Origin of the sequence: Micromonospora sp. NPDC048063, from assembly GCF_043202855.1 — a bacterium.
In the GTDB taxonomy this organism is placed as follows: domain Bacteria; phylum Actinomycetota; class Actinomycetes; order Mycobacteriales; family Micromonosporaceae; genus Micromonospora.
Genome location: NZ_JBIDBG010000003.1, coordinates 548,309 through 566,780, shown reverse-complemented (window position 1 = coordinate 566,780; position 18,472 = coordinate 548,309). Strand labels below are relative to the sequence as shown.

The window sequence follows — 18,472 nt, the reverse complement described above, 5'->3', positions numbered from 1 at the left end:
GATCACTCTTCCTCGGCATCCTCGATGCGGATCCCCAGCGCGCCGGCCAGGGTGTACGACAAGGCAACAAGATCTTGATGGGCGACGACCGCGCCCCCCATGCTCGTCACCCCACCGATCCCGACGAGGACGCAGTTCGCGAACCGGGTCCCCTCCATCGTCGCCTGCGAGAACTGCGCGCCAGTCAGATCACAGTTCGTGAACCGGACACCGCTCAGGTCCGCGTTCTGGAAGTCCGCCCGGGTCAGGTTGCACCCCTCGAACACCACGCTGGAGAAGTCCGTAAAGCGGAACGACGACAGGTCAAGCCGGCACTCCGAAATCGTCACATCCCGTAACGCCCCGTTGATCCAATGCACGCCCGTCATCCGTAAGGTCGACAGCCGTGCGCGGATCATCGATGATTTCTCCGCCCGCAGGTTTGCCAGGTTCGTGCTCTCGAACAGGCAGTCCGTGAACGCTGCCCCGTCGAGCTGCGTACCGCTCAGGTCCGAGCCTTTGAACCGGCACTGCTCGAACTCCACGCCATCCGCCGACCGCCCCGACAAGTCGAGGTCGAAGAAACCTAGCCGTCGGAACGTGGCCTCATCCTCAAGATCGTGGTCCTCGGTGGCTGGTTCCAACGACGACGGCGGCCTAGGTTTCACAGGCGCCCGCCATCGACCACCACGACTCGCCCGGACAGCCACCCGCAGAGACTAGCGGAAGCGGCCATGCTGACGGCCAAGGCGACCCGGGGCATCCAGCGACCTTGACCCACAGGCAACCAACGAGCGATCTCGACCAGTAGTGCCACAGCCGCTCACCTGCACAAACAGTCCCCCGTCGTCCGGGGACGTCCCGCCACCCGGGTCGCAAACGGCCCTGGCCTCGGGGGCGCGTAGGGCCATTCAGGATCCGGTCGTCTGGAATCTGCGGAGCGCAGCTTCGGCGAGCGGGGTGAGGTATTTGTTGCCGCCGGGTTTGTTGCCGTGCTCCTGGACGGCCACCAAGGTGGTTCCGATCCGAACGAGTATGCTGTCGCATTCCAGCGTGCCAGAATCGGACGTCGAGCTGCAGCTGACGTGAATACTGTCATCGCCCAACTGCGGCCCTGGTGCCACTGCGAAGCGGTACCTGTCGCCGATGCCAAGGCCGGACGAGACGACGAGGGTGGGACAACGGCCGATGAAGGTTCGCAGGTTGGTCATTGCTCGTTGTGCGCCGTCATCGGCGTAGGTCCTGAGGACTTCGTTCCCCACCCAGAGGTCATCGGGACCCGCGTCATAGCTGAGGGTGGCTGCGGCCATCGCTGACGGAGTCCCGGTCAGCCGCGTGGCCGACAGCAGCGGGATCATGCTGTCCGAGCAGGAGACGTCGACGCCTGAGGGCTGATCTCCAGCATCCGGCGGCATAACTGTCGCGATCTCCACAGTGAATCCGGGCGGCACCGAGTCCGTGGTCAGCAAGCGTGCGGACAGCGTCGCGGAGTAGCCGGACCCGCCGGTCGCCGGAACTGCTGGGGAAGCCGGCTTCGTGGCTGAGGCCGAGCCCGTCGCCTGCGCCGCGGAGGGGATCGTCTCGCCCGCTGATCGATCCGCTGTATGAGCCGTTGAAGAACCGCACGCGGTCACCATGCAGGCGGCCACGACCGCGACTGACCTACGTAGCACAATCCTGAGCACCGGGCGGACTCCACCTCTTGCGCGAGACGCGTCAGGCTACCAGCGCGTGACTTCAGCCGCCGCGAACCCTGAACCGCGTAGGCCTCGCAGCACGCCGCCAATCGATCATCGCTAGTTGGGCCGACACCGGGCCGGACGATCTCGACCCGACTCGGCGCTTCCTCGCCGACAGCGGGCCGGAGGAGTCGTCCCGGCGGCAGGGGTGGTGCTGCCCTGGGTGACACTCCGCCCAGGGCAGCACCTGCACGACCTCCAGTCTCACCCACCAAGATCGCCGGATGCGGCATCCCTCGCGAGCACCCACACGGAAGTTTCAAGTGCCGTCCAGCCGGATGCGTCACCCACGTCCCGAGACTGATCTGTCACGGACGTCCTGAGACCCGACATCGCTCAGGCGCGAGGGTGCTTGATCGCCGGTCAGAGCAGATCACCGCTCGGCCCATCAGCCCTCTTGGTTGGCCACCCAGCCGAGGAGCAAGGCGAGGAATCGGTCGGGCTGCTCCAGCGACGGCAGGTGGGCGACGTCCGGCCAGTCGACGCGGCGAACGTTGGTAAGCCCTCCGCACACCCGGTCAGCGGAGTCTCGGGTCGTGGCGAGGTCGTGACCGCCGACCAGCACCAGCGTCGGCGCTTTGATGTCGTCCAGCCGATCCAACGCAGGCGGATCCAGCTCAACCTCGTCGACGTCTGCCCATGACGCGGTCACCTCGAACGCCTGGCGCTGCATGCGTCGTACGAAGTCCTGGAAGCCGGGGTCGACCTGCGAGGCCTCCCGGCCGGGACCGACGACCCAGGAGGCGATGTTGGCCTCGACAGCGGCATCGATGTCGCCAACGGCGAGCGCGCTCTTCTCCGTGTCGAAGAAGGCCTTGAGGTCGTCGGTCAGTTCGGCCAGCAGGCTGCCGCCTGGCGGGCACAGCAGGAGCGATTGAACGAGCTGCGGCGCCGTCAACGCCACTTCGAATGCGACGCCGGCGCCGAACGACGATCCCACGAGGTGGCATCGCCCGATGCCGAGATGGGAGAGCGTCGAGAGGACGTCGTCGACGTGCGACAGCGCCCCTTCTGGAGGAGCCGTCGATTCCCCGAAGCCGCGTAGGTCAAGCCGCACGACGTTGTGTTCGCTGCCGAGACGCTCCCATTGGGGGTCCCACATCCTACGGTCGGCGATACCGGCGTGGATCAGGACGATCGGCAGGTCGTTGGTGCCTACAGCGTGGTCGTAGGCGATTCCGAGCGGTGTGGTGGCCACAGCTCTCCTGGGGTTGGGAAGTCGTTGACGGGCGTCAGGCAAGCAGGACGACAGGTCCGTGTGCAACAGGTTTTGTCGGAGCAGTCTCCCCAGATCAGCCACCGACTCACCTCCGCACCGTCACTCAAACAGTCCTTGCGGGGACGCCCTGAAGTCGGCCACTGCGGCCTCCGCTGATCCGTGACGCTCGGCCCGTTCCCGATCATGCGACGATGACGCCCGTGTCGAGCAGCGAGGCAGACCACTCCCGAACTTTGCGGCTGATCGGCTACTGGTGTAAGCCAGGCGAAGAGCACTGGCCCGACCCCGCGCTATTCGTGGACCGCGAGGCCGATGCGGCGAGCCAACGACGGGTAAGCGACTACCTGCGTGGTGGCACGTGGTTCGTAGCTACAGCCGGCCACTCACTGTGTCGGCTGTGTGGCACCCGCAACGGATCCACCGAACTGACCGACGGCAAGTACTTCGTATGGCCAGAGGGGCTCGCGCACTACATCGACGCGCACAACGTGCGACTACCCGATGAGATCACCGAGCTGATGGATCAGCCGCCGGGGCCCGTCAACGTGGAAGCGTTCGAGCGTGACGTCCTCGAAACGGAACAGATTGTCATCGACACTGCCTGGTGGCATTCGGTGCGTGGCTCACAGTCCTGAACCCGATCACAGCCCTAGCGCCAAGCATCCTGCGACACCGCTCCGTCAACTATCGCCGGCAGCCGGCTGGCCGGGAGGTCGAGGCCGATCTCTTCGCGGATCTCCCGGCGACACGCGGCCAGCGGCGATTCATCAGCGTCGGCCACGCCCCAACGACGTGGCGAAGGGGATCGGGCACGAGCAGACGTCGACGACGTTGAACCGCTACACGCACTCGACGGCTGAGCGCGACCGCCGGGTTTGAAGTCCTTTGCTGCCTCCGAGCAACGACTAACCCTCAGATACGAGTCAAGGCCCCTCGATCGAGGGGCCTTGAACTTGCCTTATTCATGGTGGGCGATACTGGGATCGAACCAGTGACCTCTTCGGTGTGAACGAAGCGCTCTCCCGCTGAGCTAATCGCCCTCAGCGCCGATGACTCTACCTGATCGAGGGACCGGACCGGAAATCCGGGGTCGGCGCGTCGCCGGGTCTCGACCGCCGCCCCACCACGCCCCCGCCACGGGCACGTCAGGGTCGCCGCAGCGGCACGTCAGTTCGTCGCGAGGTAGTGCAGGGCCTCGGCGATCACGTCGATGCCGAAGCTGTACTTCAGCGACAGCCAGACCACCGTGCCGACGAAGACCAGGCCGACGCTGCCGAGCACGAAGCGTACGGCCAGCGACTGGTCCTTCACCCACTGCGTCCAGCTGTGCACGTGTCGGCGAGTGAAGCCGAGCAGCCGGCGAGCCCAGTGGAACTCGACGGCCCAGATGCCGAGGCCGGCGATCACCAGCAGCCAGCCCGGCCCGGGCAGCGGGATGAGGGCGATGCCGATGGTCACCACGAGTGCGCCGGCGATGGCGATGAAGATCTTGAGGGCGACGCGGCCGGTCGGGTTGGCCCGGATCAGGTCGAGGGTGGTGGCGAGCCGCTGCCGCCAGCGCGGACGGCGCCGCCGCTCGGCCAGCGCCGTTCCGTTGGCGCCACCCCGGTCGACCGGCGTCCGACCTGACCGGCCCTGCTGCTCCATCGGCACCCCGTACCCCCGCTTTTCGGCTGCCCGGACCGCGACTTTCGGCCCGCCCGGCGCGGCCATCGGATCCACTGAGGATCGTTTCGTGACCATTTCCTCCCCCAGTGTGGCGCGCGCCCGTCACTGCAACGGTCGACTGGACGTTACCGGAGTAAGTCGACGACTGAACCACCCGATGCCGGGCGGGATCGCGCACTGGGCAGAACCGGAAAACCCTACATGAATCCTCACATTCACGCGGACTTTCCGACCCCCTTCCCACCACTGGGTGAAGTCAGCGTATGGCGGAGCGTAGCCAGGAGTAGCACCTGAGTATGGGAAAAGCGGGACACGCGCGTTCCGCAGCGGTGCCGGGGGGAGATCGTCCATGAGTGTCATCCGACCGACGACCGTAGAGGTCGAGACGTCGCTAAGGCTCGTCGCACCTGACGCCACGGCCTTGCCGGTGCGTGCCAGTCTGCGTTACGACCCTGCTGATCCGTATGCGGTCCATGTCCTGTTCCACGCCGAATCGGCCGGTGGCGAGGCGGTCAGTTGGTCCTTCGCCCGGGAGCTGCTGGTCACCGGCCTCGACGAGCCGGCCGGCATCGGCGACGTGCGGGTCTGGCCCTGGGCCACCCCGCGCGGGGACTTCGTCGCCCTGGCGCTGTCGTCGCCCGACGGCAACGCCCTCTTCGAGGTGCCGCGCAGCGTCCTGGTGCGCTTCCTGCGGCGAACCTACGTCGTCGTCCCGCGCGGCCGCGAGGCCGAGCACCTGGACGTCGACACCGCGGTGAACCGGCTGCTCGCCGGCCGCTGAGAAACCGGCAAGACGGGCCATCCGGGGCCGCGCGGATCTGCCGAGTCCGCGCGGCTCCGGCCCGCCAGGGGGTACGCGGGCAGCCCTCCCGCCCAGGGTCGGGCTCAGCCGTGCGTGGTGATGCCGCCGTCGACCGGGATCACCGCGCCGGTGAGGTACGCCCCGGCGCGGGACGACAGGTAGATCGCGGTGCCGGCCATGTCCTCCGGCCGGCCGATCCGCCCGAGCGGCACCTGCCCCTCGATGGCGGCCCGAGACGCGGGGTCGTTTAGCGCGAACGCCATCATCTTGCTCTCGAACGGCCCCGGCGCGATCGCGTTGACCGTGATCTGCTCGCCGGCGAGCTGGTGGGCGAGGCTACGGGTGAGCATGTGCACGGCGGCCTTGGTCGCCGAGTACGCGTACACCTCCATGAACGGCACCCGGATGCCGTCGACGGAGCCGATGTTGATCACGCGGGCCGGGTCGTCGGGGCTGGCGGACGCCCGCAGCGCGGGCAGCAGCGCGGTGGTGAGCCGGAAGACGGCCTTGACGTTGACGGCCCAGAGCTTGTCGAACGCGCTCTCCGGGTACGCCTCCAGCGGCGCGCCCCAGGTCGCGCCCGCGTTGTTGACCAGCACGTCGAGCCGGTCGACGCGCTCCCGGACGGCGGCGGCGAGGCCCTCGGCGCCCGCGTCGCTGCCGAGGTCGGCGGGGATGGCCTCGCAGCGCCCCTCGGTGGAGAGTTCCTTGGCCACGGCCTCGCACACGTCGGCCTTGCGGGACGAGATGATCACGTGCGCGCCGGCCCGGACGAAGCCCTGGGCGATCATCAGGCCGATCCCCCGCGAGCCGCCGGTGACCAGGACCGTCTTGCCGTCTACCGAGAACAGATCCGTCATGCCCATCCCATCGCGAGTCGGCCGGGACCGCCGGGGGTGAACGCGGCCGGCCCGGCCGGTGCGACCGGCCGCGGGCGTGCCGCGACCGGACGGCTCTACCGCTCGGTAACGTAGCCCGCCGCCGACAGCCCGGACAACCCCCGCCCGCCGTCTTCGGGATGCGATGATCGTCGCCCCGGGCTACCGTCGCAGGCGATGGTCTCTTCCGGTCAGCTCTCCCCCGCGCCGCCCGACACCCCTGCCACCACCCCAGCCGAGATCGACACGCTCACCCTGGGTGACCTCGCGTCCGGCCCGGGTTGGCGGCGTCCGGTGCTGCTGGACCGGGACCTGCTCATCCTGACCGCCGGCGGACACGGCACCGCCGAGCTGGACTTCCGCGCGCTGCCCTGCCGGCCCGGCACGCTGCTGCGGGTGCGCGCCGGTCAGGTGCTGCGCTGCGCCGGCCCGCACCTCGACGCCACGGTGGTGCGCTGGGACGCCGACGCGCTGCGCGGGCTGGACGTCGACCCGGACGCCGTCCCGGCCTGGCTCCAGCTCGCCGGCGAGGACGAGGACGCGGTGATCACCGAGGTGAGCCAGCTCGCGGTGGACTGCCAGCGGCACCACGGGCTGGCCGCCGCCCGCGGCCTGCTCCGCCACCAGCTCGCCGTGCTGCTGCTCCGGCTGTCCCTGCTGCCCGAGGGCCCCCGTCCGGTGCCGCGGGCGGAGGCCGCCACCTTCCACCGGCTGTGCCGGGAGATCGAGCGCGGCTACCAGCACACCCGCCGGGTCGAGGACTACGCCGACCGGTTGGGCTGCTCGGTGCGGACGCTCACCCGGGCCTGCCTCGCGGTGACCGGGCGCAGCGCCAAGCAGGTGGTCGACGAGCGGGTGGCCCTCCAGGCGAGCCGGCTGCTGGCCGCCACCGACGAGCCGGTCGCCCAGATCGGGCGGCGGCTGGGCTTCTCCGAGCCGACGAACTTCGGGCGGTTCTTCACCCGTGAGGTCGGGATGAGCCCGGGCGCGTTCCGGGCCGCCCGTGAGCAGCCGGCGCCCGGTCTGGTCGTCCGGCCCCGTCCGCCCGCCGACGCGGTCGGCGGGCTCCGCCGGGCATGATGACGGGGTGCAGATCTCCGCGCGCGGCGACTACGCGGTACGGGCGGCCCTGAGCCTTGCCACCGCGTACCCCAGATTGCTCTCCACCCAGGCCATCGCGGCGGAGCAGGACATGCCGCGCAAGTTCCTGGAGGCGGTGCTGGCCGACCTGCGGCGGGCTGGCATCGTCCGGGCGCAGCGCGGCGCGGAGGGCGGTTACACGCTGGCCCGGCCGCCGCGGGAGGTGACCGTCGGCGCGGTGCTGCGCGCGGTGGAGGGCCCGCTGGCCGGGGTCCGCGGCCTGCGCCCGGAGGAGACCAGCTACGAGGGCGCGGCCGAGAACCTGCCCGGGCTCTGGGTGGCGGTGCGGGCGGCCGTGCGACGGGTGGTCGACGAGGTGAGCCTCGCGGAGATAATCAGTGGCCGGCTGCCCGCCCACGTGCGTAGGTTGACCGCTTTGCCCGACGCCTGGGAGCCGCGCTGATGCCCACCCCCACCCTGCAGACCGACCGGCTGCTGCTGGAGCCCTACGGGCCCGACGACGCCGAGGACTTCGTCGCCCTCTTCACCGACCCGGAGGTGGGCCGGTTCATGGGCGACGGCCCGATGGCGGCCGAGGCGGCCGGCGCACTGTTCGGGCGGGTCTTCACCAAGGTCTACGCGGCCGACCTCTTCGACGTCTGGGCGGTCCGCCGCGAGGGCCGGTACGTCGGGCATGCCGAGATCAAGCGGACCGACCAGGTCGACGGCCACGAGCTCGTCTACGCGCTGGCGAAGCCGGCCTGGGGCGCCGGCCTCGGCACCGAGCTGGCCCGGGCCCTGGTCCGGTACGGCTTCGACACCCTCGGCCTGCCCCGGGTGTACGCGACGGTCGCCGACGCCAACCACGCCTCGCTGGCGCTGCTGGGCAAGCTCGGCTTCGTCCACGAGCGCGACATCGCCGAGGACGACGGCAGCGTCACCCGCGTCCTCGCCGTCGGCCGCGCCCCCGCCTGAGACACCCGGCGGCCTGCCGGTGGTCACCACCCACAGCAGGTCCTGGGCGGCCCGGTCCAGCGCGAGCGGCTCCCCGCCGGGCGGTGGCGCGGCGGACGCGCACCCGTCCGCCGCGCGCACGCCCGACGCCGCCGAGCCGGTCACGCCGGCGCCGCAGTGACCGCGCCGGTGTAGCCGCCGCGGTGGTAGACCAGCGGGTCGCCGTCCTCGCCGCCGCCGAGGGCGAGCGGCTCGGCGACGAAGAGGGTGTGGTCGCCGGCCGGCAGCCGGTGCACGATCCGGCAGAGCAGCCGGGCCAGCACTCCGGTCAGCAGCGGCACCCCGAACGGCCCCGGCGTCCAGTGCGGGTACGCGGCGAAGCGGTCCACCCCGCTGGTGGCGAAGACCCGGGCGGCCTCCCGCTGGCCGGCGCCGAGCAGGTGCACGGCGACGTGCTCGGCCCGGGCGAGCACCGGCCAGCTCGACGAGGCGACGCCGAGGCAGAACGAGACCAGCGGCGGGTCCAGCGAGACCGAGGTGAACGACGTGGCGGTGAACCCGACCCGGACGGGCTCGCCGAGGCCGCCGAGGCAGGCCGGCTCGACGGTGCCCGGGGCGACGGCGGTGACCACCGTGACCGTCGCGGCCTGCCGGCGCAGCAGCGCCCGGTACAGGTCCCGGTCCACCGGCAGCAGGTCGGCGGTGTCCGCCCGGGGACGCTCGACGGTGGTCACGCCGGCACCAGGGCCGGGGCGGCCTGCGCGGCGCGGACCTCGTCGCGCAGCAGCGCCCAGATCTGGTGGCGGTGGTGGCGGAAGGCGTCGGAGGAGCGGACGTCCGCCACGGCGTCGCGGTCGCCGAGGTCGATGTCGACGACCTGCTTGATCCGGCCCGGCCGCGAGGTCATCACCGCGACCCGCCGGCCGAGGTGGACCGCCTCGTCGATGCCGTGCGTGACGAACACGACCGTCTTGCCGGTGCGCTCCCAGATCCGCACGAGGTCGTCCTGCAACGAGTCGCGGGTCTGCGCGTCGAGGGCGCCGAACGGCTCGTCCATCAGCAGGACGTCCGGGTCGTGGGCGAGGCTGCGGGCGATGGCCACCCGCTGCTTCGTGCCGCCGGAGAGCTCGTGCGGGTAGCGGTCGGCGAACCCGGTGAGCCCTACCAGCCCCAGGTAGTGCGCGACCAGGTCGGCGCGTTCGGCCCGGGGCACGCCCCTGGCCTCCAGTCCGTACGCGACGTTGCCGGCGGCGGTGCGCCAGGGCAGCAGCGCGTACTGCTGGGAGACGATCCCGCGGTCCAGGCCGGGCCCGGTGACCGGCCGGCCGTCGACCAGCACCTGCCCGCCGGTGGGCCGGGACAGCCCGCCGAGCAGGTCGAGCAGGGTGGACTTGCCGCAGCCGCCGGGCCCGACGACGACGAGGAACTCGCCGGGGCGTACGCCGAGGGTGACCTCGTCCAGCGCGGTGACCGCGCCGGGGGACGCACGCCGGCCGGCGCGGGCCGGGAAGGTCTTCGTCACCCGGTCGAAGAGGATCTTGTCGGTGCTCATGCCGCCACCCGGCCCACGGCGGTGACGGCGGCCGCGGAGAGGGCACGCGGACGGGTACGACGGGGTGAGTCCATGGGAGTCTCCTGATCTGTCCACGACGCGGTGGAGGAAAGCCCGACGAGGGGCAGGGAGGCACGCGCCGCTCCGCGTCGAGCGGACGGGCGGGCGAAGTGCGGCGATGGGGCCGGGCCGGGGTGGTGCCGGTCAGCTCAACAGAGCGCGCTCGCGTGCCGGACCAGGTCGACGTGCACGCGAGCGGTGAGGAGGAGCTCGTCCCGCTGCGACATGACCTCATCGTGCCGGCGGGCGTACCGGCCGGTCAACGTCCTTCCAGAAGATGGGATCGGGGTCGGCGCTTTCGTCATCTCCCCATCCACACCAGGGTCCACCGACCCATAACACCCATCTGGTGGATAGGGATTGCCGGCCCTGCGGGCACCGTCCACGACAGACCGGGACGGGTTTCGGAAATCAGCGCTCCGGGCATGTTCGGTGCCGTCAGGACAGGGAAGGGAATCGAAGGGAGCCCCGCGATGGGTCTGATGTTCCGCAAGCGCAAGAAGTACGGCCCGATCATCCTGAACTTCACCGAGAACGGCTTCTCGTCCTGGAGCATCAAGATCGGCCGCTGGTCCTGGAACTCCCGGGCCAGGGCGCACCGGGTCGACCTGCCGGGCCCGCTGTCCTGGAAGCAGGACAAGTCCCGGGCGTGACGTCCCGAGGTCGCGCGGGGTGCCGGTGGTCTCCACCGGCGCCCCGCCCGGCGTTCGGGCCGCCATCGCCCGAGGAGTGGCGCCGGCGCGGAAGAAAGGCGCTGTCGGGCAGGAGTGGCGCCGTCGCTCAGGTGTTGCGCCGGCGCGGAGGGCTCGGCGTGGAACGGGCCGGCCGCGAACCCGTCGACGCGGTCAGGGAGTCGACCGCGCGTCCCGGCCGGTGACGACCACGTCGCCGCCGAGCCGGCCGTGCTCCGGGTCGCGGGTCACCTCCCCCGCCCCGAGCAGCCCGGTCAGCGCCCGGACGGCGTCGGCCGAGCGGTAGACGGTCGCGGTCAGGGCGTACCGGCGCAGCTCGGTGACCGTACGCGGGCCGGAGCGGGCCAGCTCGGCCAGCAGTTCCCGGCGCAGCGGCCCGGGCTCGGGGACCAGCGCGATGTCGAGCAGCCGGCCGGCCGGGTCGCGGTAGCGGACCCCGGCGAACTCGTCGACCGCCCAGAGCGCCTCCTTGAACGCCTCCAGGCTCTTGTCCGAGCCGGTCGCGAGGGCGAGCAGCCGCGCGGGCCCGCCGTCGGCGGGCACCAGCTCCACCTCGGTCGCCAGCGGGAAGCCGGCGTCGGCGAGGGCGCCCCGGGCGGGTGCGCCGGGCGCGGTGGCGAGCAGCACCTCGGCCGGCCTGCCGCCCGCCGCGGCGGTCAGCACGGCCGGGTCGGCGGGCCCGTCCACGTACGACAGCAGGGGCCCGCCGGTCGCGCCGGCCGCCTTGAGCGCCACCGGCAGCCGGGCGGTCCCGCCGGGCACCAGGTGCACGGTGGCCTCGGCCGGCAGGGCCGCCTCCACCGCGCCCAGCCGGGCCGGCAACTCCTCGGTGCCGGCGGCGAGCACGAGCACGGTGAGCTGGCGGCCCCGCAGCCGGTCGGCGTACTCGGCGACCACCCGCAGGGCGGCCTCGGCGGAGTCGGCGTCGCCGTCGTCGTACGCCAGGGCGACGGTGACCCGGCGGGCGCGGTGCAGCGCCCCCGGCAGCCAGGTCTCCAGGTGTCGGACGAGCAGCTCGCGCAGGACGGCGTCGGTCGGCATGCTGCCGTTCTACCGCACCCGGCCCGGGCCGGACGCCGCTCCCCCGGGCCGGGCGCCGCTCCCCCGGGCCGGGCGCCGCTCCCCCGGGCCGGGCGGTTCGACGCCCGGGCCCGAGGGCGGCGTCGCCCGGGGCCGGCCGGGCAGGGGATCCGCCGGGACGGCCAGCTCAGGCCGGGACGGAGACGCCCACCCCGCCGCGGGTCTGGCCGCCGTAGCGCCGCCGCTCGGCGGCCAGGTCGAGCCGGCCGATCCGCTTGCGGGCGGCCAGGGCGGCGTCGTCGAGCCGGTCGGCGGGCACCAGCCAGACGATCTCGAACTCCAGGCCGTCCGGGTCCTGCCCGTAAAGGCTCTTGGTGGTGCCGTGGTCGGAGGTGCCGACGAGGGCGCCGGCCGCCCCGAGCCGCTCGGCGGTGACGGCCAGCTCGTCGAGGGTGTCGACCTCCCAGGCCAGGTGGTAGAGCCCGACGGTGCCGCGGCCGGCGGCGGAGCGGCGCGCGCCCTGGCCGACCTCGAACAGGCCGAGGTCGTGGTCGTTGGTGGAGCCGGGGGCCTGGAGGAAGGCGGCGCCCCGGAAGCCGTCCGGGGTCATCGGGATCTGCCGGAAGCCCAGCACGTCGCGGTAGAAGGCGACGCTGCGGGCGAGGTCACTGACGTAGAGCACGGCGTGGTTGAGGCGGTGGATTCCCATGTCACCGACGCTAGCGCGATTTGGTTGAACATTCAACTACCGGGCGTATGATGGTGGTCATGACCCGCTGGCTGGACCCGGACGAGCAGCGCACCTGGCGTGCGTTCCTGACCGCCTCCCGCGCGCTGATGGAGACGCTCGACCGCGAGCTGCAACACGACGCCGGGATGCCGCACGCCTACTACGAGATTCTGGTCCGGCTCTCCGAGGCGCCGGAACGGCGGCTGCGGATGAGCGACCTCGCCGAGGCGAGCGGCTCCTCCCGCAGCCGGCTCTCGCACGCCGTGGCCCGGCTGGAGGCGGCCGGCTGGGTCCGCCGCGAGGAGTGCCCCTCCGACCGGCGCGGCCAGATCGCCGTCCTCACCGACGAGGGCTTCGCGACCCTCGCCGCCGCCGCGCCCGGCCACGTCGAGGGGGTACGCCGGCACCTGTTCGACGCGCTGAGCCCCGCCCAGGTGGACCAGTTGCGCCGGATCAGCGAGGCGCTCGTCGACCACCTGACCGGATCCTGACCAATCCACTCCGGCCCGGGTCTTGTACTTACCGTCGTCGGGTGAGCACGATGGGGCGTGCCTTCCGGCTTCGGGGAACTGACTGACCAGGCGCACCACCTGGTGTCCACCGGCGACCTCGCCGGCGCCCAGCGGCTGCTCGCCGACGCGCTGACCGACGCCGACCCGCGCCCGGCCAACGCCACGCCCGAGCTGGCCGAGGCCGCCAGCCTCCAGGCCCGCGTGCTGGTCGCCCTCGGCGAACCGCACTCCGCCCGGGGCTGGGCCGCCTTCGCGTACGCGGCCACGAACAGGTTGCACGGGCGCTCCGACCAGCGCACCGTGGCCGCCGCGGCCACCCTGGCGGCGGTGCTGCACCGGGTCGGGAGCTGGTCCCGCGCCGCCCGGCTCTACCAGGAAGTGATCATCGAGCTGACCGCCCTGGACGGCCCGGAGTCGCTGCGGGTGCTCGCCGCCCACGCCGACCTGGCGACCGTGGAGTACGCGCGCGGCCAGTGCCAGGTGGCCCGCGACCGACTCCAGGACGCCTGGGAGCTGCACCGCGAGGTCTACGGCGACGGGCACCCCAGCGGCATCAAGATGCTGGCGCGGCTCGGGGCGATGCAGCGCGACTGCGGGCAGTTCGCCGAGGCGCACGACAACCTGGCGCTGGCCCGGGAGCTCTGCCGGCAGCACCTTCCGGCCGACGATCCGCTGGCGGCGCAGGTGGCGACGCTCGCCCGGGCGGCCGCCAGCCCGGATCATGTCTGCGCCGACACCGCCCCCGTCGGGCGGGACGACCCGATCGTGCCGGCCGCGCGCACCCCGCCCCCCGGTGACGCGCAGACGGCGTACCACCCCTCGCAGCCGGGCTACCGGCCGGCCGGGCCGGACCCGTACGAGCCAGACCCGTACGACCCGGACCCGTACGAGCCGGGCGCCGGGCAGCCGCATCCGGTGCCGACCCCCCGCCAGCCGGCGGAGGACCCGGCGCGGGGCTGGTGGCCCCCGGAGCCGGCCGCCGGTGAGCAGCCGGCCGACAGCGCCGTGCCGCCGTCGGTCGTGCCCCTGGCCGGGGCCGAGGAGGCCGACGGGGTGCACCGGGTCCGCCAGCACGGCACGCCCGCGGAGCCCCACGAGCCGTACCAGCCGTCGCGGCTGCTGCCGGTGCCGGTGCACCGCGCGCCGGCCCGGCGCGACAACCGGCTGCTGCCCCTGGTCGTCGGCGGCGTCGCGGTGGTGTTGCTCGGCACGGCGGCGGTGATCGCCGGGGTGGCCGGGATGGACGGTGACGACGGGCCAGCGCCGCCGGCCGCGACCGGGGCGTCGGCCTCGACCGGGACCGGCGCCGGTCCGCCGGCCACCACGGCCGGCCCGCCCGCCGCCGGCCCGACGGCCGGTGCCGCCTCCCCCGGCACCCCGCCGGGCGGCGTGACGCTGCGCGACAACCGGGACAACGTGACGCTGCGCTGGACCTATCCCGCCGGGGGCGAGGGCCCGGTCGTCATCTCCGGCGGCCGGGTCGGCCAGGCGCAGACCGCGTTCGCCAACCTGCCCGCCGGCACCACCGACTTCGTCGTCTACGGCCTGAACCGCAGCACCGACTACTGCTTCACCGTCGCCGTCGTGTGGTCCACCGACTCGATCGCCCGGGCGAAGGAAGTCTGCACCAAGCGCCGCTGACCCGGCCGTGTCGTCCGTCGTCCGTCGTCCGTCGCAGAGTACGTCCGTCAGTGGGCCTGGCGGGTGCGCCGGCAGGTCGCACCGTGACGTCGGCCGCCCTGCTCGGCCCCGACATCGCGGTCAAGCAGGGAGGCCTCGGCATGGCCGTCGCCGTGCTCATCGACGCCACCATCATCCGGATGGTCCTCGTCCCCGCGGTGATGGAACTGTGCGGCAGGGCCAACTGGTGGATGCCCGGACGCCGGGCGCCGAAGGCGCCCTCGGCGGCACAGGCCAGGGTCGCGGCAGAGGTCAGCGGCTGAGCCTTCCTGGTAGTGGGAAGCGCGGGGAGCCCTCGGCGGTTTCCCCGCGCTCCCCGTGCGAGGCTCCGAGCGGACTACTGGCGGTGTGGTCGACGGCGGAGCGCGGCGGCCTGTGCGCCGGTCAGGGCTGCTCCGGGTCCGGCAGGGCCGGCAGCGCGAGGCGGACGCGCAGCCCCGGCCCGCCGTCCCGGCCGGGGTGGGCGTCGGTCAGCTCGACGCGCCCGCCGGCCCGGCGGACCAGTTCCCGCACGATGGCCAGGCCCAGGCCCGCGCCGCCGTCGTCGCGCGCCCGCGCGTCGTCCAGCCGGGTGAACCGGCCGAACACCCGCTCCCGGTGCGCGACCGGGATCCCCGGCCCGTCGTCGGTCACGGTCACCAGGTGGTACGCCGCCACGCCGTTCTCCCGGCCGGCGGCCAGCACCACCTCGGCGCGGGCGTGCCGGACCGCGTTGTCGACCAGGTTGGCCAGGATCCGGCGCAGCTCGTCGGGGTCGCCCTCGGTCCACAGCGGGCCGGCCGGCGCGTCGAGGCGCACCGGCGGGGACGGGTACCGGCCGGCCACCGACGCGAGCAGCGCGCCCAGGTCGACCGGCCCGGTGGCCCGCGCCGGCGGGCGCTCGTCGAGGCGGGCCAGCAGCAGCAGGTCGTCGACGAGCCGACCGAGCCGCTCGGTGTCGGCGAGCAGGTTCGCCGACACGGCGGTCCAGTCCGTCCGGTCGGCCAGCCGCCGGGCCACCTCCAGCTCCGTACGGATGTTGGCCAGTGGGCTGCGCAGCTCGTGGGCGGCGTCGGCGACGAAGGCCCGTTGCCGGTCCCGGGCCGACTCCAGCCGGCCCAGCATCCCGTTGAGGGTGACCGCCAGCCGGTGGATCTCGTCCTGCGAGGCCGGTACGGGCAGCCGCCCGCCCCCGTTGCGCCCGGTGATCTCCTCGGCGCCCCGGCGCAGCGTCTCCACCGGGCGCAGGGTGGCCCCGACCACCCGCCAGGCGACGGCGGCGAGCACGGCCACCAGCAGCGGAAAGCTCACCAGCAGGATGGTCCGCACGACGTGCCCGCTGTGCCGCGCGTCCGCCAGCGAGCGGGCCACCAGGACGGTGAGCGGCTCGGCGGCCGTGCCGGCCGGCACGGCCACCACCCGGACCGGCCCGGCCAGGTCGATCCGCTCCCCCGACACCGTCAGCCGCTGCCGCGCGCCGGCCTCGATCCGGTCGGGCGGAACCATCGGCACGAGCCGGTCGGCGTCGATCGAGGCGGCCCGCACCCGTCCCTGCGCGTCGACCACCTGCACCCGGACCTGTCCCCCGGCCACCGGCAGGGGGTCGGGCAGGGCGTCCTCGGCGGCCAACAGCGCCACGGCGTCGGCGGTCCGGAACGCCTCGGTGTCGACGGCGCGTTGCAGCGACCAGCCGAGTACGCCGAGCAGGACCAGCCCGCCGACGGCCAGCCCCAGCGAGACGCCCAGTACCCCGACCACCATCAGCCGCCCCCGCAGCCCGAGCGCGGCACGCAGCCGCCGTGTTAGCAAGGGCCCCTTCCTATACCGGAGGCGATAGGAAGGGGCCCTTCCTTCGCCCGTCATGTGGCGAGCCGGTAGCCGGCGCCCCGGACCGTCTCCAGCCGTTCACGGCCGATCTTGCGCCGCAGGTAGCCGACGTAGACCTCGACGGCGTTGGGCGCGGTCTCGTCGCTGGCGTCCCAGACGTGGTCCAGCAGCTCGGTCTTGGAGACCACCTCGCCGGGGCGGCGCATCAGGTAGTCCAGCAGCGCGAACTCGCGGGCGGTCAGCGCGACCTCGGCGTCGGCCCGGGTCACCCGCCGCCGGGCCGGGTCGAGCCGCAGGTCGCCGACCGCGAGCACCGTGGGGCGTTCGGGCGCGCCGCGGCGCAGCAGGGCCCGCAGCCGGGCCAGCAGCACCACGTACGAGAAGGGTTTGGTGAGGTAGTCGTCGGCACCGCAGTCCAGCCCGTCGGCCTGGTCGTACTCGCCGTCCTTGGCCGAGAGCATGAGGACGGGCAGCCAGTGCTCCTCGGCGCGCAGGCGGCGGACCACCTCGTAGCCGGAGAGGCCGGGCAGCATCACGTCGAGGATCATCGCGTCGTAGCCGCCGTGCCGCGCCGCGTCGAGCCCCGCCGGGCCGGTCGCCGCCACGTCCACCGCGAACCCCTCGGCCTGCAGCCCCCGTTGCAGGGCGGACGCCAGCCGGGACTCGTCCTCCACCACCAGCACCCGCACGCAGTCAAGGGTGCCACCCCCGCGCGGGTGGCCGTACCGTCGTCCTCAGCACCCTCACAGCGTCGAACGGGCAGGATGTCATCAGGAGGTGTCACATGTCCGTCCTGAAGAGCCGTCCCGTCCTGCGGTGGCTGGTCCCGGCGACCGCCGTCGTGACCGTCATCGGCGGCGGCGCCGCACTCGGCACGTTCGCCGCCCAGGCCGAGCCGAGCCTGCCGCCGCGCACCGCCGCCCAACTCCTGGTCGACCTGCAGACCTCCCGGTTGGAGGGGCTCTCCGGCACGGTCGTGCAGCGCGCCGACCTGGGCCTGCCGCCGCTGGCCGGGCTGGTCGGCGGCGACAACCTGACCGGTCTGCTGACCGGCACGCACACGCTGCGCGTCTGGCACTCCGGCCCGGACCGGCAGCGGATCGCCCTGCTGGACACCCTCGGCGAGCGGGACGTCATCCGCAACGGCCGGGACGTGTGGACCTGGGACAGCCGGGCCAACGCCGCCACCCACCGCACCCTGCCGGTGGGCGAGGGCGAGGCCGCCGCCCCGGAGTTGCCGGCCACGCCGCAGGACGCGGCCGACCGGGCCCTCGCCGCGATCGACCCGAGCACCGAGGTGAGCGTCGGCCGGTCCGCCACGGTCGCCGGGCGGGACGCGTACGAGCTGGTGCTCGCGCCGCGCGACGCCGCCTCGCTGGTGCACCAGGTGCGCATCGCCATCGACGCGCGCGAGCACGTGCCGCTGCGTTTCGAGGTCTTCGCCGACGGCAGCGACCAGCCGGCCTTCGAGATGGCCTTCACCGAGGTGTCGTACGCCCGGCCGGACGCCGACCAGTTCACCTTCAACCCGCCGCCCGGCGTGAAGGTGACCGAGGAGACGGTCGGGGAACGCCCGGCCGGCACGCGCAAGGACCGGGCAGGCGACGGCGAGCGGCCGGACGTGCGTACGGTCGGCGAGGGCTGGGGCACTGTGGTGGTCGCGCGGCTCGACGGCGCCGGCGCGCCCGGCGGCCCCGGCAAGGCCCCTGCGGCCGGCGCCGGCCGCGAGCCGGCCGGCGAGGCGGCGGCGCTGCTCGGCGCGCTGCCCGCCGTCAGCGGCGACTGGGGCAGCGGGCGGCTGCTCACCGGGAAGCTGTTCAGCGTGCTGCTCACCGACGACGGCCGGGTGATCGCGGGGGCGGTGACCCCGGAGCGGCTCTACGAGGTGGCGAAGGGCTGAGCGAGTCAAGCGATCGGGGGTCCGCCACGCGGCGGGCCCCCGACTCGTCAGTGGGGCGGCCGTGACGTGGCCCGGCGCGCTTGGTCCGGGCGGCCGGGACGCGGTATCTTTCTCAGTTGGCACAACAAAAAGGAACGGCTCTCAAAAGCCGTTCCGAGAGAGATACTAACCAATTGGGAGACGGCTTGTCAAGGCATTCCG

The 18,472-nt window shown here is 73.2% G+C and carries 23 protein-coding genes and 1 tRNA gene; 10 read left to right on the top strand and 14 right to left on the bottom strand.

Features of this window, described 5'->3' with window-relative positions; translation table 11 throughout:
- Nucleotides 1-2: 2 nt before the first annotated feature.
- The 3 genes from ACGFZ2_RS10980 to ACGFZ2_RS10970 all read right to left on the bottom strand — a co-directional run bounded on the left by ACGFZ2_RS10980 (nucleotide 3) and on the right by ACGFZ2_RS10970 (nucleotide 2,916).
- A complete protein-coding gene (locus ACGFZ2_RS10980) occupies nucleotides 3-647 on the bottom strand; it encodes a pentapeptide repeat-containing protein (RefSeq protein ID WP_393452581.1) in 645 nt (214 codons plus the stop codon).
- Between the two features lie 243 nt (nucleotides 648-890).
- Nucleotides 891-1,412, bottom strand: a complete 522-nt coding sequence (locus ACGFZ2_RS10975; RefSeq protein WP_393452274.1) for a hypothetical protein — start codon at nucleotides 1,410-1,412, stop codon at nucleotides 891-893.
- Between the two features lie 694 nt (nucleotides 1,413-2,106).
- Entirely contained in the window at nucleotides 2,107-2,916 is an 810-nt protein-coding gene (locus ACGFZ2_RS10970) for an alpha/beta fold hydrolase (protein ID WP_393452271.1), read from the bottom strand.
- Between the two features lie 221 nt (nucleotides 2,917-3,137).
- On the opposite strand from ACGFZ2_RS10970, the gene ACGFZ2_RS10965 reads away from it, so the two are divergent.
- On the top strand, nucleotides 3,138-3,572 hold the full coding sequence (locus tag ACGFZ2_RS10965) for a hypothetical protein (protein WP_393452268.1): 435 nt from the start codon (nucleotides 3,138-3,140) through the stop codon (nucleotides 3,570-3,572).
- Nucleotides 3,573-3,586: 14 nt separating this feature from the next.
- Here the strand turns inward: ACGFZ2_RS10965 and ACGFZ2_RS10960 are convergent, their stop codons facing one another.
- From ACGFZ2_RS10960 to ACGFZ2_RS10950, 3 genes are all read right to left on the bottom strand, one after another.
- The gene (locus ACGFZ2_RS10960; RefSeq protein WP_393452265.1) at nucleotides 3,587-3,718 is read right to left on the bottom strand and encodes an NUDIX domain-containing protein; all 132 of its coding nucleotides are present in this window, start codon (nucleotides 3,716-3,718) and stop codon (nucleotides 3,587-3,589) included.
- A gap of 184 nt (nucleotides 3,719-3,902) precedes the next feature.
- Nucleotides 3,903-3,977, bottom strand: a tRNA-Val gene (locus tag ACGFZ2_RS10955).
- A gap of 127 nt (nucleotides 3,978-4,104) precedes the next feature.
- A complete protein-coding gene (locus tag ACGFZ2_RS10950) occupies nucleotides 4,105-4,650 on the bottom strand; it encodes a TIGR02611 family protein (RefSeq protein WP_393265587.1) in 546 nt (181 codons plus the stop codon).
- A 304-nt stretch (nucleotides 4,651-4,954) separates the two neighbouring features.
- On the opposite strand from ACGFZ2_RS10950, the gene ACGFZ2_RS10945 reads away from it, so the two are divergent.
- Nucleotides 4,955-5,386 carry an SsgA family sporulation/cell division regulator gene (locus ACGFZ2_RS10945; protein ID WP_007457244.1) on the top strand — a complete coding sequence of 144 codons (432 nt, stop codon included), beginning with the start codon at nucleotides 4,955-4,957 and terminating at the stop codon, nucleotides 5,384-5,386.
- 104 nt (nucleotides 5,387-5,490) lie between these two features.
- Here ACGFZ2_RS10945 and ACGFZ2_RS10940 read toward each other — a convergent pair whose 3' ends face one another.
- Nucleotides 5,491-6,267 carry an SDR family oxidoreductase gene (locus ACGFZ2_RS10940; RefSeq protein ID WP_393452262.1) on the bottom strand — a complete coding sequence of 259 codons (777 nt, stop codon included), beginning with the start codon at nucleotides 6,265-6,267 and terminating at the stop codon, nucleotides 5,491-5,493.
- 195 nt (nucleotides 6,268-6,462) lie between these two features.
- Between ACGFZ2_RS10940 and ACGFZ2_RS10935 the strand changes: the two genes are divergently transcribed.
- Genes ACGFZ2_RS10935 through ACGFZ2_RS10925 form a run of 3 tightly spaced genes read left to right on the top strand, consistent with a single transcriptional unit; the run spans nucleotide 6,463 to nucleotide 8,340 of the window.
- Entirely contained in the window at nucleotides 6,463-7,365 is a 903-nt protein-coding gene (locus ACGFZ2_RS10935) for a helix-turn-helix transcriptional regulator (RefSeq protein WP_393452259.1), read from the top strand.
- Between the two features lie 7 nt (nucleotides 7,366-7,372).
- Complete coding sequence (locus ACGFZ2_RS10930) at nucleotides 7,373-7,828, top strand: Rrf2 family transcriptional regulator (protein ID WP_334605641.1); 456 nt, start codon at nucleotides 7,373-7,375, stop codon at nucleotides 7,826-7,828.
- Nucleotides 7,828-8,340, top strand: coding sequence for a GNAT family N-acetyltransferase (locus ACGFZ2_RS10925; protein WP_393265090.1), 513 nt, complete (start codon nucleotides 7,828-7,830; stop codon nucleotides 8,338-8,340). The genes ACGFZ2_RS10930 and ACGFZ2_RS10925 overlap by 1 nt, the downstream gene beginning before the upstream one ends.
- Before the next feature lie 140 nt (nucleotides 8,341-8,480).
- Here the strand turns inward: ACGFZ2_RS10925 and ACGFZ2_RS10920 are convergent, their stop codons facing one another.
- The 3 genes from ACGFZ2_RS10920 to ACGFZ2_RS10910 all read right to left on the bottom strand — a co-directional run bounded on the left by ACGFZ2_RS10920 (nucleotide 8,481) and on the right by ACGFZ2_RS10910 (nucleotide 10,236).
- Nucleotides 8,481-9,053, bottom strand: a complete 573-nt coding sequence (locus tag ACGFZ2_RS10920; RefSeq protein ID WP_393265092.1) for a flavin reductase family protein — start codon at nucleotides 9,051-9,053, stop codon at nucleotides 8,481-8,483.
- A complete protein-coding gene (locus ACGFZ2_RS10915) occupies nucleotides 9,050-9,871 on the bottom strand; it encodes an ABC transporter ATP-binding protein (protein WP_393452256.1) in 822 nt (273 codons plus the stop codon). Before ACGFZ2_RS10915 ends, ACGFZ2_RS10920 begins: the two co-directional genes overlap by 4 nt.
- A gap of 209 nt (nucleotides 9,872-10,080) precedes the next feature.
- A complete protein-coding gene (locus ACGFZ2_RS10910) occupies nucleotides 10,081-10,236 on the bottom strand; it encodes a putative leader peptide (protein WP_393452253.1) in 156 nt (51 codons plus the stop codon).
- Nucleotides 10,237-10,404: 168 nt separating this feature from the next.
- Here ACGFZ2_RS10910 and ACGFZ2_RS10905 point away from each other — a divergent pair, with 168 nt between their 5' ends.
- Nucleotides 10,405-10,584 carry a DUF4236 domain-containing protein gene (locus ACGFZ2_RS10905; RefSeq protein WP_350706667.1) on the top strand — a complete coding sequence of 60 codons (180 nt, stop codon included), beginning with the start codon at nucleotides 10,405-10,407 and terminating at the stop codon, nucleotides 10,582-10,584.
- A 192-nt stretch (nucleotides 10,585-10,776) separates the two neighbouring features.
- On the opposite strand, the gene ACGFZ2_RS10900 is transcribed toward ACGFZ2_RS10905, so the two are convergent.
- Both ACGFZ2_RS10900 and ACGFZ2_RS10895 read right to left on the bottom strand, forming a co-directional pair.
- Nucleotides 10,777-11,664: a hypothetical protein gene (locus ACGFZ2_RS10900; protein ID WP_393452250.1), complete on the bottom strand. Its 888-nt coding sequence runs from the start codon at nucleotides 11,662-11,664 to the stop codon at nucleotides 10,777-10,779.
- A gap of 166 nt (nucleotides 11,665-11,830) precedes the next feature.
- Nucleotides 11,831-12,352 carry a VOC family protein gene (locus ACGFZ2_RS10895; protein ID WP_393452247.1) on the bottom strand — a complete coding sequence of 174 codons (522 nt, stop codon included), beginning with the start codon at nucleotides 12,350-12,352 and terminating at the stop codon, nucleotides 11,831-11,833.
- 50 nt (nucleotides 12,353-12,402) lie between these two features.
- On the opposite strand from ACGFZ2_RS10895, the gene ACGFZ2_RS10890 reads away from it, so the two are divergent.
- The 3 genes from ACGFZ2_RS10890 to ACGFZ2_RS10880 all read left to right on the top strand — a co-directional run bounded on the left by ACGFZ2_RS10890 (nucleotide 12,403) and on the right by ACGFZ2_RS10880 (nucleotide 14,828).
- Nucleotides 12,403-12,864: a MarR family transcriptional regulator gene (locus ACGFZ2_RS10890; RefSeq protein ID WP_357703536.1), complete on the top strand. Its 462-nt coding sequence runs from the start codon at nucleotides 12,403-12,405 to the stop codon at nucleotides 12,862-12,864.
- Nucleotides 12,865-12,921: 57 nt separating this feature from the next.
- A complete protein-coding gene (locus ACGFZ2_RS10885; RefSeq protein WP_393452244.1) occupies nucleotides 12,922-14,526 on the top strand; it encodes a tetratricopeptide repeat protein in 1,605 nt (534 codons plus the stop codon).
- A gap of 83 nt (nucleotides 14,527-14,609) precedes the next feature.
- Nucleotides 14,610-14,828 carry an MMPL family transporter gene (locus tag ACGFZ2_RS10880; protein WP_393265105.1) on the top strand — a complete coding sequence of 73 codons (219 nt, stop codon included), beginning with the start codon at nucleotides 14,610-14,612 and terminating at the stop codon, nucleotides 14,826-14,828.
- A gap of 121 nt (nucleotides 14,829-14,949) precedes the next feature.
- Here ACGFZ2_RS10880 and ACGFZ2_RS10875 read toward each other — a convergent pair whose 3' ends face one another.
- Nucleotides 14,950-16,305: an ATP-binding protein gene (locus tag ACGFZ2_RS10875; protein WP_393265590.1), complete on the bottom strand. Its 1,356-nt coding sequence runs from the start codon at nucleotides 16,303-16,305 to the stop codon at nucleotides 14,950-14,952.
- Between the two features lie 98 nt (nucleotides 16,306-16,403).
- Nucleotides 16,404-17,060 carry a response regulator transcription factor gene (locus tag ACGFZ2_RS10870; RefSeq protein WP_350685874.1) on the bottom strand — a complete coding sequence of 219 codons (657 nt, stop codon included), beginning with the start codon at nucleotides 17,058-17,060 and terminating at the stop codon, nucleotides 16,404-16,406.
- A 95-nt stretch (nucleotides 17,061-17,155) separates the two neighbouring features.
- Here ACGFZ2_RS10870 and ACGFZ2_RS10865 point away from each other — a divergent pair, with 95 nt between their 5' ends.
- Nucleotides 17,156-18,271, top strand: coding sequence for an outer membrane lipoprotein carrier protein LolA (locus ACGFZ2_RS10865; protein ID WP_393452241.1), 1,116 nt, complete (start codon nucleotides 17,156-17,158; stop codon nucleotides 18,269-18,271).
- Nucleotides 18,272-18,472: the final 201 nt, after the last annotated feature.

Coding starts and splice junctions, on each gene's coding strand:
- ACGFZ2_RS10940 (WP_393452262.1), bottom strand. CDS start 6,267: ATGACGGATCTGTTCTCGGTAGACGGCAAGACGGTCCTGGTCACCGGC.
- ACGFZ2_RS10945 (WP_007457244.1), top strand. CDS start 4,955: ATGAGTGTCATCCGACCGACGACCGTAGAGGTCGAGACGTCGCTAAGG.
- ACGFZ2_RS10925 (WP_393265090.1), top strand. CDS start 7,828: ATGCCCACCCCCACCCTGCAGACCGACCGGCTGCTGCTGGAGCCCTAC.
- ACGFZ2_RS10950 (WP_393265587.1), bottom strand. CDS start 4,650: ATGGCCGCGCCGGGCGGGCCGAAAGTCGCGGTCCGGGCAGCCGAAAAG.
- ACGFZ2_RS10865 (WP_393452241.1), top strand. CDS start 17,156: ATGTCCGTCCTGAAGAGCCGTCCCGTCCTGCGGTGGCTGGTCCCGGCG.
- ACGFZ2_RS10910 (WP_393452253.1), bottom strand. CDS start 10,236: ATGACGAAAGCGCCGACCCCGATCCCATCTTCTGGAAGGACGTTGACC.
- ACGFZ2_RS10915 (WP_393452256.1), bottom strand. CDS start 9,871: ATGAGCACCGACAAGATCCTCTTCGACCGGGTGACGAAGACCTTCCCG.
- ACGFZ2_RS10905 (WP_350706667.1), top strand. CDS start 10,405: ATGGGTCTGATGTTCCGCAAGCGCAAGAAGTACGGCCCGATCATCCTG.
- ACGFZ2_RS10900 (WP_393452250.1), bottom strand. CDS start 11,664: ATGCCGACCGACGCCGTCCTGCGCGAGCTGCTCGTCCGACACCTGGAG.
- ACGFZ2_RS10875 (WP_393265590.1), bottom strand. CDS start 16,305: ATGGTGGTCGGGGTACTGGGCGTCTCGCTGGGGCTGGCCGTCGGCGGG.
- ACGFZ2_RS10935 (WP_393452259.1), top strand. CDS start 6,463: ATGGTCTCTTCCGGTCAGCTCTCCCCCGCGCCGCCCGACACCCCTGCC.
- ACGFZ2_RS10895 (WP_393452247.1), bottom strand. CDS start 12,352: ATGGGAATCCACCGCCTCAACCACGCCGTGCTCTACGTCAGTGACCTC.
- ACGFZ2_RS10890 (WP_357703536.1), top strand. CDS start 12,403: ATGGTGGTCATGACCCGCTGGCTGGACCCGGACGAGCAGCGCACCTGG.